Below are 12,326 nucleotides of genomic sequence, written 5' to 3' on the forward strand. Positions count from 1 at the left end.
AACCACATTCACCGAAAGATTTAATACATCATCATTCAATAATATCTTATGTGGTGTGTTGTTTTTTGTTTGCATACATAATAATACACACCACCATAATATTAATACTTTACGAACTACTGATAATAAATTAAATTCTAAAATAAAAATAATAAAAATTTTTAAAAAAATAAGATTTTGGAGGGAAACAATGGAATGGATGAAAATAGTAGCTGTACTGATTATCTTAATTATGGCCATGAGTGCGGTAGCTGGTTTTTTACTGGCTTTTTAAAAAATATAATGTTGTTGCTATTTTATTCTTAGTAAGTTATTTTATTAACTAAAAAATAAAAAGGAATAATTAAAGAAATAACTAAAGAAATAACTAAAGAAATATAAACAAATTGTGAAAAGAATATATAAAATTATACATTTTATAATATTATTAAAATTATTAATAATGAAATTTAAGAGGAATTATTATGGTAAAATATAAAATAGGTGCTGTAGTAGCTGAATTTAATTATGACATAACTCACATGATGCTTGAATTAGCTAAAGAAGAAGCTAAAATTCGAGAATGTGAAATAACACAAGTTGTTCCTGTTCCGGGCGTTTTTGACATGCCCCTAGCTATTAAAAAGCTATTAGAAAAAGATGATATTGATGCAGTGATCACTTTAGGTGCAGTTATAGAAGGATCTACAGATCATGATCAAATAGTAGCACAACATGCATCACGTAAAATAGCTGATCTTTCTCTTGAATCAGGAAAACCTGTAGCTTTAGGAATAAGTGGTCCTGGTATGACAAGATTAGATGCCCATAAACGCATTGAATATGGTAAGCGTGCCGTTGAATCAGCTGTTAAAATGTGTACCAGATTAGAAAAAATCTAATTATACTTATAAATAATCATGAAAGATTCAAATAAGAATTTTGCTGAAATTGTTAATAAAATTTTAGCAAAATAAGTAGTATGCTAGTGGTTTTTATGGAAATTCTAAAACCTAAAGATTTGAAAGAGAAATTCAAAGATCCTTGGATAGCTCCCTATAAAAAAATAATAACTATGGCCGATGATAACCTAGTTGAGATTGTAGAATATCATCCTTGTGTATCTGGATCACATTGGCTTATCAACCAATATAAAAATACTAGCAAGCTAATTTTAAATGCTTATCGAGATGGAAATAAACAAGTTTTTCTAACTAAAGTGGGAAATGAGCCATTGAATCTTAAAGCTAGTATAAACGCTGCTGGAATTGAAGAAGTGGCTATTGATGAAAATAAAATTAAAGTTGTTCATAGTGGCTTAGCTGGAGCTGGTGTTGGAGCAGGAATGTGCCGTGGAATGGGAGAAGGTGTTGAACAAGTCGAAATATATAATGAAGGTGGTGGTTCAAAGCTTGGAAAAGCTGCAGTCATAACTCCTAAAATGGAAAAAATAGTTATTGGTATTGATGATACAGATACCAAAGAAAAAGGAGCTACTTGGACGATGGCCCATAACATCGGATTAAAACTGCAAGAAGAAGGATTTGAATATTTAGACCATGTAATTGTTCAATTATATCCCCATAATCCCCATAAGACTCAAAATTGTGTATCAATAGCTTTAACATTTGCAGTATTACCAGAAAAGAAAGAAAGCCTTATAAAAAGAACTATTGAACTTCTTAAAAAAGATACACTTTCAGATAAAACAGCAATAGCTATTTTAGAAGGTCTTAAAATTCCAGAAATCCTTATTAAATATTCTATGAAAGCTAAAACAGGTATGGTTTCAGTTGAAGAAGCTGAAAAAATAGCTAAAGAATTAAATATTCCATTAATACCCGTAACTGGAGATCAAGGAAAAATTGGCGCTTTAGCTGCTCTTGGAATCTATAACAACTTAGATGAAGCTGTGAAAGTTTATTATTAGAATATTGTTAATAACATCAAATTTATTTAAACTAATCCCTTGAAATAACCTCTTAAATAAATAACCTCTTAAATAAATAACCCCTTAAATAAATAACCCCTTAAATAAATAACCCCTTAAATAAATAACCCCTTAAATAAATAACCTCTTAAATAAAAAATAAGATAATCAAATATTAAATTATCTTCAATAAAGCACGGTAGCCAATTAAAGATGTTTAATTATCTGTAATTATGACTAATTATCTTTGATTGTATTAAATACATTGTAATTTAGAATTTCATAATTTTTAGCATTTCTCCATACTACATTATCATTTAAACTATTATTTAGATCTATATTGTTCACATTGAAATATTTTTTAATGATCATGTCTACAATTTTTAATTCGCTCTTTTTCAAGAAATCAACTCTTGGAGTATTTAAAGAGTTATATCTTAATTCTATATTGGATCCTGTGAAAATAGGAGGAGTTATTTCATCAATTTTTCTCTCAAAAATAAGTTCATCCTTAATATTTATAAAATGGTATGGAAATGGAATTTCAGGGTATTTTTTATAAGTTTCATTTGTAATAGATTCATTATAGACTTTATAATGATTAAAGTCTGATAAAAACAATATTTTACACAATTTTATTCTAGTTATGTCATTATCACAATTGTAAATGATATAATGGACAATTTCTTTCATTTTTTCTTTATTTAGCTTCATGATATCCCATGATTTGACTTTTTTAGAAAAGAATCTTAATATTTTTATTAATTGATACTTCTTTTAAAATATTTTATAATAAAAAAATCTTTTCTGATTTAAATATACAATAAGATATAATGATTTTTTAATACTTGCTAATTTTGAAAGAGGTCTTGAAAAGTAATAATAAATTCATTTAAAATAATACTAAAAATAAAAATAACATTGAATAAATAATAGATATATTCTCTTCAATATAAATACAATAACATAAGGTCAATAATCAAAATTAAAAGATAAAAATGGACCAAAATCATTTGTATCAAAATTTTTGAGAGTAGATGTCTTATTTAATATTTTTAACTCAATGATATGATCACCATAATAAGCAAAATAGCTATTTCCTGGTTTAAGATCATCCACAATTATTGAACTTATTACAATTCCATTTGCTTGTATATCATAAGATGAATTATTTTTAATTGCACCACTAACTGAATCAATGAGTTTATTATCCAAATAAATAGCCATTATGACTCCATTACTAGACATTGCATTAATTACAAAATTTAAATTGGAAGAAACATTGGAAGAAGTGAGATTAGTAGAATTAAAAGAACGTTGTGCCTGAATCCCTTCAAATACACCTTTAATATTACCATCAGATATCATATCCCCTATTTGAACGTTGAAAACCGTTCTTACTTTAGACGGCAATCGTAAAAGATTTTCTTCTCCAATTCTAGTCTCATTTACAGTGTACTGTTCTCCATCAATGGTTAATACATCCCCATAATTAAGCTCTAAAGTATTTAGAGCATCTTGTGGCATTCGAATAATATCTATTTCATTTTCCAATGCACTATCTACACTATAAGGACCCCTAACATAGATTGCTTGATCTGGAGATCCTGGAAATATCACAAGATTTCTTGAAGTTGGTTCAATGGAAACTTTACCATCACTTATAGTAGCTGCACTTAAAAATGTCGAAATCATTAAAATCAAAACTAGTGCTGAAATTAAAACTGGAAAGTGCATTTTTATAAAAGATCTTAGGAAATTACCCCTAGATTTATTTCTAAACATTGCCACTGTTTTTATAACAAGACAGACCAAGTAATAAATAGTTAATATTATCCCAATTAAAGTAATACCTACTCCAATTTCAAGAGGTATTCCTCGAACAAAAAATATTGTAAATAATCCTAAAATAATAAGTGAAAGACCTAGGGTCGCCATTCTAATATAATTACCCAGAGTATCCATCATTGTAACACGACCATACTCAATAGCACGATTAATTATAGTTCTAACGACTTCATTAGCCATTTCATTTAAGCTATTCAATGGAGACATGTCATGTTTGATATCCCCAATATCAACTTCATTGATGTTAATACCATGGGCATCTGCATCAAGTACAATACCTACATCTACACCATAATCCTTTTCAAATTTAATTTTATCTAAAACTGAACGTTTTCCTGCAAATTGTCCACTCAAAGGTTGATCAAAAGTTATTTCTGGGAAGAAAAATTTTAAAAGTGGCTTTGCTGTGAGTTCTGTAACTCTTCCACTTTCTCTGATGAATTTAGTCTTGGTGATATCAGTTTTTCCATCCAATATCGGGCGGATTATATTGTCAATTTTATCAGAAGTTAAATTTTGAATATCAGCATCGATAAAAGCTATAATATCTCCTTTAGAATGTTTAAAGCCTGTTTTTATAGCTGCCCCTTTTCCTTGATTAGTTGCATGAGAAATGACAGTACTCCCTGAAAACTTAGCTTCATCAGCTGTTTTATCATAAGACCCATCATCTACAACAATGACTTCATCTACATAAGATAACTCATTAGCCGCAGCTATTACGCCAGCTACTGTTTTTTCTTCATTATAAGCTGGGATTACTATAGAAACTGATGGTTTTTTCTTATTATTTTTAGATGCATTGCTAGTTTTAACGGATGCCAATAAAAATATAAGAATTAAGACTGCCCAATACAATTTTTCACCTCAATTAAATAACCAATTATTTTAATTAATTATTGAATTAATAGAACATAGAATTTATTAAATTGAATTATTTATTAAATTGAATTATAAAAAAATTAAATAAAATTTTAATGTCTTGATTTTTTAATAATGTTTAAATAAACAATTAATTTTCTTGTTTAAATAAAGAATTACAATTTTTTTAAATATAATTAAAATATGTATTTATTATTTTATAAAAGTTTTTAAATAAAATATTATAACAAAAAATTATGAAAAATTGCAAAATGAATTTGTAAATTTATTTATAACTTATTTCTAATTTATTTATAACTTATTTATAACTTATTTATAACTTATTTATAACTATTTATAACTATTTATAACTATTTATAACTATTTAGGATTTATTTACGATAATTTATTTATGATTATTTAATGATTATTTATGAGTATTTATAAAATAATAAATAACAGTTTCAACAATATTAAATTATTATTGTAACTAATATAGATATTGTACTATTAGATATTAAATTTAATTATTTTATAAATGTTACTTTATAAATAAATTATTTATGAACATTTATTTATAATAATTAAAGATGGAATAATTTATTAAATAATTTATTTATAAAATTATTAAGGATAATTAATTAGTTAATATCAAGTTATGGTGTGTTTAATGAATCCCAAAGTAATGATAATTCTCGGAAGTCTTTCTGATTTAAATATAGCTCAAAAATCTATTGATATTTTAGAAACTCTCAGTATACCTTATAGTTTAAAAGTCGCGTCGGCACATAGAACTCATGAAAAGGTAAAAAAATTAGTTATTGAAGCAAGTAATAATGGAGTTGAAGTTTTTATAGGTATAGCTGGATTAGCAGCTCATTTACCAGGATCAATAGCAGCATATACTCATAAACCAGTTATTGGTGTTCCAGTAGATGTTAAATTGGGTGGATTAGATGCTTTATATTCTTCAGCTCAGATGCCATTTCCTGCTCCTGTGGCCACTGTTGGAATAGATAGAGGAGATAATGGGGCTATTCTTGCAGGACAAATAATTGGAATTACAGATGAAAAAGTTAGAAAAAGAGTTTCAGAGCTTAGAAAATCTTATCAAGACAAAGTAGAAAAGGACGAAAAAAAATTAATCTCAAAAATTAGTGGAGAGTATTTTCAAAAAGATTTCATCCCAGATTATAATGAAATTACTGAGGTTGAACCAGTCACTGACAAAGTTTTTAAGGAATCCGTGGAAACAAAAGATAGTCCTTTAGTATCCGTGGTCCCTGGTAGTTATTCTGATATTGAAGAAGCTAAAAAAATAGCTATTGTTCTAGATAGATTAAATATTAGTTATGATATTAATGTCATCTCTCCAATTAGGTACCCTGATAAATTCCATAAATATATTGAAGACATGGAAAATGTTAAGCTATTTATTGCAGTAAGTGGTTTATCAGCTCATGTTGCAGGCTCAGTTGTGGCTTTGAGTGAAAAACCAGTTATTGGAGTTCCTTGTGCTGTAGAGTTAAATGGAATGGATTCCCTCCTTTCAATGAGCAATATGCCTCCTGGAGTTCCAGTTGCAACTGTAGGTATAGGAAACGGAAGAAATGCAGGAGTATTGGCTGGAGAGATTTTAGGAATATCAGATCCTGAAATTGAAATTAATTTGAAACGATTAAAATATAAAACAGCAGATTTATAATAAAATTAAGTTAATATATAATATTATACAATAACTAAGCAAAAAGCTATGTAATTATTATAATTAATTTAAATAGTTAAATTTAAGCTATTTAATTAAATAAAAAATAATTATAAATAACTTATAGCTAAATTTAAGCTATTTAATTAAATAACAATTTAATTAATAAATAAGAGAATTATAATTAAAGGGGTGATTTTATGGAAAATTTTTTAAAGTTATTAGAAGAAGAATATAGGATTTTAAGAATCAAAGAAGAAGTTTCAACAAAATATGAAGCAGCTAAAATCCTAAGAGAGCATCCTACAAAAACTGTAATATTGTCAAATGTAGAAGGATACGATATCCCCATCATTTCAGGAATATGTAATACTAGAGAGAAAATAGCTAGGTCTTTAGGATGTACCATAAGTGAAATAACACAAAAAATCATTAATTCCACTACAAATCCCCAGAAAATTAGTAAATATAATGATTTATCCAATTCAAATAATGAATACACTTCTAAAAAAGCTGATTTAAATAAAATTCCTATTCTTACCCATTATAAAAGAGATGGTGGACCTTATATAACTGCAGGAGTTGTATTTGCAAAAGATCCTGAAACAGGAATTCAAAATGCTTCAATTCATAGAATGTTGGTCCTTGGGAAAAATAAATTAGCTATAAGAATAGTACCAAGAAACTTATACACTTACTTCCAAAAGTCTAAAAAAATGAATAAAGATTTAGATATAGCTATAGCTATTGGTATGGATCCTACAACATTACTTGCAACTACTACATCCATTCCTATAGATCAAGATGAAATGGAAGTAGCTAATACTTTCAAAGATGGAAATTTAAATCTGATGAACCTAAAAAATGTTGATTTAAAAGTTCCAGAAGCAGAAATAATATTTGAAGGTAAAATATTAGCAAATGAAACAGCAAAAGAAGGGCCATTTGTTGACTTAACCGATACTTACGATGTCATAAGAGACGAACCTGTGATAGAGTTAAATAATATGCATATAAAAGAAAATGCAATGTATCATGCTATCTTGCCTGCAGGTTTTGAACATAAACTACTTCAAGGAATGCCCCAAGAACCAAGGATTTTTCAAGCTGTTCAAAATACAGTTCCAACAGTTAAAAACGTTGTACTAACAGAAGGAGGTTGTTGTTGGTTGCATTCAGCAATAGCTATTGAAAAACAAACCCAAGGTGATGGAAAAAATGCTATTTTAGCTGCATTAGCTGCCCATCCATCCCTTAAACATGCAGTTGTAGTAGATACTGATGTTGATATATTTGATCCTCAGGATATCGAATATGCAATAGCTACACGTGTAAAAGGTGATGATGATATCATTATCGTTCCTAAAGCCAGAGGTTCTTCTCTTGATCCTGTAGCTCTTCCTGATGGTACAACAACAAAAGTTGGTGTAGATGCAACTAAATTAATAGGAAAAGAAGAAAAATTTGAAAGAGTTAGTTTAAGTGAATAATTAATTATTTAAATTAAGAATTTCTGAAGTTAGATGAGAACTGAAAAGCAATTTTTTATTAATTATTATCTGTGCTTTTGAGATAATGAAGTAATATTAATTTGAAATTAACAATTCTTACTCCAATTATCTTAAATATCAGCCATTGAATTCATAATATATTGGATAAAAACAATATATAATGAATTATCAGCATCTTCAGTACCCTATATTTCTACAATCGAACATGTAGTAAATTCAATATGTTCAAACGCTAGAAAAAGTATTAAATATTTGAAATACTGCAATTTATTGCTTTTTTTTAAAAACATGTAGTGTCAGAGGAATGAAGATAATCAAAATGACCAAAGAGCCTCCTAAAGAAAACCAAAAATCTAATCCAATGTTTCCATTTGTCAACAGCATACGAACAGCGTTAATAACATGACTCAATGGATTAACATTTGCAAACCATTGTAACCAACCTGGCAAAGTTTCTACTGGTACAAAAGCATTGGAAAGAAAAATCAGTGGAAACATGATAACCATTGAAAGTGCAGTGGCAGTTGATGCTGATTTGACTATTATTCCTGACCATGCAAATACCCAACTTAAACACCATGTGATGAACATCATAAAGAGTATGGTTGCTCCAACTGCCAAAATACCCGCTTCTGGTCGATATCCAAGTAAAAATCCAAGCGAGAACACAATAATTCCAATCGCAGCATATTTAACTAATTCAGAAATTAACATACCTGCCAATGGAGCTATACGTGCAATTGGCATCGATTTAAAACGATTCATGATGCCTTTATCCATATCTTCATTGATTTGTGCACCAACCGATCCAGAACCAGTGACATATGTCATGATTAAGATACCTGGGATAACAATCGGTAAATAGCTAGCAATATCTCCAGATACTGAACTTCCAAAAAGAAATGTAAATATCAATGTGAACATGATTGGCATCAGAGTTATATCGATGATGATTTCAGGATTGTGGAGCATCTGCAGCAAAGAACGGTGCGCAAGTGTAAGTGTATTTTTTATAGTTGTACCTAGTCCTATGTAATTTTTCAATTTTCGTTCATTTGGAGGAATGATATTTTTAGAGGTCATTTTATTTCTCCTTTTTGAGTAATTTCCTGTTTAATTACCTTTTCTTTCATTATTTCTTCCCCAATTTCTTTTTTTTTTTGCATCTTTTCTTCTTTAACTACTTCTTCTTTCATTATTTCTTCCCCAATTTCTTTTTTCTTATTTTCTTCTTCTATTGATTCACCAGTGAGAGCCATGAATACATCATCTAAGGTTGGTCTTCTTACCTGAATACCAGATAGATCGATATTTGCCTTATTCAGCTCATTGAGTATTTCAACAAGCTTATCTGGACTATTAAGTGGTGCAGTCACGTTACTAGCTTCCAATAACTGAACTTCCACATCAAGGATTTTTTTAACGATTTTTACAGCATCATGCACTTTTTCAATGTTACGAACAGTTAATTGAAGCGATTCAGCACCAATAGAATCTTTTAACTGGTCTGGTGTGCCATCAATTGCCACTTTTCCATGATCAATCAACATTATACGATCAGCCAACTGATCCGCTTCATCAAGGTATTGTGTAGTTAATAATATAGTTGAACCTTTTTTAACTAGTTTTCGAATAGTTTTCCACATTTGTGCCCTAGTACGTGGGTCTAGACCAGTGGTAGGTTCATCCAAAAAAATCAATGGAGGTTCCAATATCAAACTCACGGCGAGGTCAATTCGACGACGCATACCACCTGAAAATTTCTCAATTGAACGTTTTGCAACATTTTTAAGACCAAAATCTTCCAAAAGTTCATAAGCACGTTTTTTAGACTCAGCACCTGATAAACCAAGTAATTTACCAAATATTATTAGGTTTTCAAGGGCTGATAGGTTCTCATCAATTGAAGCAAATTGACCAGTTAGACCTATCAATTGTCGAACAGCATGAGCTTCTTTTTGTGCATCATAACCGAACACTTTGATTGTACCAGCATTTGGCTGAGACAGTGTAGCTAACATGTTGATTATAGTAGTTTTACCAGCCCCATTTGGTCCAACCAGACCATAGATACTCCCTACTGGAACACTAAGGTCAACTTTGTCGACTGCTGTATACTTATCAAAAATTTTGACCAATCCACGAGCTTCAATCGCCAAAGTCTCATTTTCATTAATATTTTCTTTTCTATTCATATTAAACTCCTAACTATTCTAAACAAGCTAATCATTATATTTTTAATAAATTAATCAATAATTTATAATAGCAATAGCTATTTATTACTTAATACTATATAAATGTTTACTTATGAAACAGTAGTGAGTTGAAATAATTTGAACTGGAAATAGTTAACTTATGAACTTATCGACAATTGAAAGATAATTAAAAAAGATACTTAATTAGAATAATGATAATCAAAACAAAAAAGAAAATTTTCATGTTAATAACAGTATTTTTTCTATATTTTTTAAAAAATGCTTTTATTTTCAATTTTAAATAATGATTATCCATTATTTTATAAAATAAAAAAATTCTAATTAATATAACATGAAAAAATTCTAATTATCAAATTTTTAAAGATTTTGTTGGACAATTACTAATACATTCTAAACATAAAATGCATTCTGTTCCGTTTTTTCGCTTTCTTCTGTTATCCAACATGTCCACATCCATGGGACAATTATTTATGCATTTGTTACATTTTATGCATTTTTCAGATGTGTTTTTAACTCTTAGAAGTGAAAAATAGCTTGCAGGTTTTAAAAATGTTGTGATTGGGCAGAAATATTTACAAAATGCTCGGTTGTCTTTGAGTATGTATGCTGATACTATTCCTACTGCATAATAAATTAAATTTCCTAATATGAATATTATAAACATTAAATAATCTAAATTAGGAACATTTAGATAAAATAAGATTAAAACACCTATGAATATTAGTATAAAAATCATGTATCTAAGTAAACCAAGATTTTTCACTCTTTCATGATTTTTTGGAGTTTTAAATGGGAGAATATCTAAGACCATCCCTGTCCAACATGCATATCCACACCAGCCACGACCAAACAATACTGGTCCAAAAATTTTAGCAATAGCATAATGGATTACTGCAGCTTGAAAGACTCCTAAAAATAGATAATAAAAAAATCCAGATAATTGCATGTTTTCTTGAAGAATAATGCCTAAAAATATTACCATATACAATCCAATTGTGAATTGTACTAAATGTCTTCCATATTTATTATTAATTACAAATAAATAAATTCCTATGGATAATATAGAACCAATATATAGAAAATTAACAAGATAGAATAGATTATTCAATGTATATGTTAGAGTAATAGCTATTATCAAAAAAATTCCAAAGATTCCAACAGGCACTCTTAAATTTTTATTCATTCAATCACCATTTTATTATCCTTTATATTTCTGGATGATTTAAAGGCTTTGTAAAATCAGAAGATAATTATTTTCGATTCATAAAATACCGCGATAAATTTAATTATATTACAATAGCTATTATATAAAGGTGATATTATATAGTTGTTAGGGTGCTAGATTTTTCACATTTCTGTGAGGTATTGTATTGCTTTTTTTGTTCGAAACCCTAGTGATATAATTATGCTTCCCAAAAGTACATTTAAACATGTCTTTTTATTTGATGCTTTTTTGTATAGTGGTGTGTTTTTCTTAATAAAAAGTATTATTGGAGTAATTTGTTAAAATCCTCAATTTTACTTCTTATTCCTTTATAATCTTTCCAATTTTTCAACATTTCTTTATATCCAATACCTAATTGCATTTTAAGCTTTTTATCATGATTAAGTTCAATAATACAGCATTAAAATATCCAAATCAAAAAATAAAGCCACTATAACCACTTTAAAGACATTGATAAAAGATTTTAAAGGGGTTAAACCATTTTTAGCTAATTCCTGATGAGTTTTTCTATTATCGAAAATTAAAGATTTTAAGTAATTTTAAGTACTTTGCCCAACAATATCCATTTGAAGTCGGTTTAATCATATTAAGTTGAATATTCATGTAAATCACAATATAATATCTATTAGTTCCACTATATTAATTTTTCAGTTGAAACAGCATTTTATTACTTTTCTACCAAAAGGCTGTTTTGTATTTTTAGAAATAAAAATTATAAAACCTGAAAAATAAGAAAAACAAGATCGAAAATCACTCAAAAAATACAAAAAATCGAGACTGTCAATTTGTTAGTTGAAATTTTTTTGTGAAATTTCAGAAAAAATTTAGGTTCTTTAAACTATCTTTTTGATGATTTTGTGCCGTAGGCACGTGTTTTTTTCTAAAATAAGAATAATAAGGTTTATATAGTAGGAGAGGCTAATATTTAACTATGATAGTAGTAAAAACAACCTCTCCTATTAGTAATGTGTCTGATGTGCAATATAAATTTTTTGTTTTTGGATTAGAAGCTGATGAAAATTATAAGAAAAAGCTTGGTCGAAATAAATAT

General features: G+C 28.1%; 10 protein-coding genes. 5 read left to right on the forward strand and 5 right to left on the reverse strand.

Going from position 1 to position 12,326, the window contains the following annotated elements; translation table 11 throughout:
* From MBCUT_RS11485 to mmp11, 3 genes are all read left to right on the forward strand, one after another.
* Nucleotides 1-274 (forward strand): hypothetical protein (locus tag MBCUT_RS11485; protein WP_211263796.1); only part of this gene is annotated, 274 nt, incomplete at its 5' end.
* A 190-nt stretch (nucleotides 275-464) separates the two neighbouring features.
* Complete coding sequence (ribH, locus tag MBCUT_RS08635) at nucleotides 465-881, forward strand: 6,7-dimethyl-8-ribityllumazine synthase (RefSeq protein WP_067260279.1); 417 nt, start codon at nucleotides 465-467, stop codon at nucleotides 879-881.
* Between the two features lie 95 nt (nucleotides 882-976).
* Nucleotides 977-1,909: a methanogenesis marker protein 11 gene (gene mmp11, locus MBCUT_RS08640; protein ID WP_067260280.1), complete on the forward strand. Its 933-nt coding sequence runs from the start codon at nucleotides 977-979 to the stop codon at nucleotides 1,907-1,909.
* A gap of 237 nt (nucleotides 1,910-2,146) precedes the next feature.
* Here the strand turns inward: mmp11 and MBCUT_RS08645 are convergent, their stop codons facing one another.
* Nucleotides 2,147-2,623: a type II toxin-antitoxin system antitoxin SocA domain-containing protein gene (locus tag MBCUT_RS08645; RefSeq protein WP_067260281.1), complete on the reverse strand. Its 477-nt coding sequence runs from the start codon at nucleotides 2,621-2,623 to the stop codon at nucleotides 2,147-2,149.
* Between the two features lie 258 nt (nucleotides 2,624-2,881).
* Nucleotides 2,882-4,615, reverse strand: a complete 1,734-nt coding sequence (locus MBCUT_RS08650) for a glycosyltransferase (protein WP_067260282.1) — start codon at nucleotides 4,613-4,615, stop codon at nucleotides 2,882-2,884.
* 673 nt (nucleotides 4,616-5,288) lie between these two features.
* Between MBCUT_RS08650 and purE the strand changes: the two genes are divergently transcribed.
* The gene (gene purE / locus MBCUT_RS08655; RefSeq protein ID WP_067260283.1) at nucleotides 5,289-6,323 is read left to right on the forward strand and encodes a 5-(carboxyamino)imidazole ribonucleotide mutase; all 1,035 of its coding nucleotides are present in this window, start codon (nucleotides 5,289-5,291) and stop codon (nucleotides 6,321-6,323) included.
* Between the two features lie 200 nt (nucleotides 6,324-6,523).
* Nucleotides 6,524-7,813, forward strand: coding sequence for a UbiD family decarboxylase (locus tag MBCUT_RS08660; protein ID WP_067260284.1), 1,290 nt, complete (start codon nucleotides 6,524-6,526; stop codon nucleotides 7,811-7,813).
* Between the two features lie 288 nt (nucleotides 7,814-8,101).
* Here MBCUT_RS08660 and MBCUT_RS08665 read toward each other — a convergent pair whose 3' ends face one another.
* The 3 genes from MBCUT_RS08665 to MBCUT_RS08675 all read right to left on the reverse strand — a co-directional run bounded on the left by MBCUT_RS08665 (nucleotide 8,102) and on the right by MBCUT_RS08675 (nucleotide 11,233).
* Nucleotides 8,102-8,917 (reverse strand): ABC transporter permease, encoded by an 816-nt coding sequence (locus MBCUT_RS08665; protein ID WP_067260285.1) that lies wholly within the window; start codon nucleotides 8,915-8,917, stop codon nucleotides 8,102-8,104.
* Nucleotides 8,914-9,972, reverse strand: a complete 1,059-nt coding sequence (locus MBCUT_RS08670) for an ATP-binding cassette domain-containing protein (protein WP_211263797.1) — start codon at nucleotides 9,970-9,972, stop codon at nucleotides 8,914-8,916. Before MBCUT_RS08670 ends, MBCUT_RS08665 begins: the two co-directional genes overlap by 4 nt.
* 427 nt (nucleotides 9,973-10,399) lie before the next feature.
* Nucleotides 10,400-11,233, reverse strand: a complete 834-nt coding sequence (locus MBCUT_RS08675; protein WP_067260287.1) for a 4Fe-4S binding protein — start codon at nucleotides 11,231-11,233, stop codon at nucleotides 10,400-10,402.
* Nucleotides 11,234-12,326: the final 1,093 nt, after the last annotated feature.

Origin of the sequence: Methanobrevibacter cuticularis, assembly GCF_001639285.1 — an archaeon.
Taxonomy (GTDB): Archaea; Methanobacteriota; Methanobacteria; order Methanobacteriales; family Methanobacteriaceae; genus Methanobaculum; species Methanobaculum cuticulare.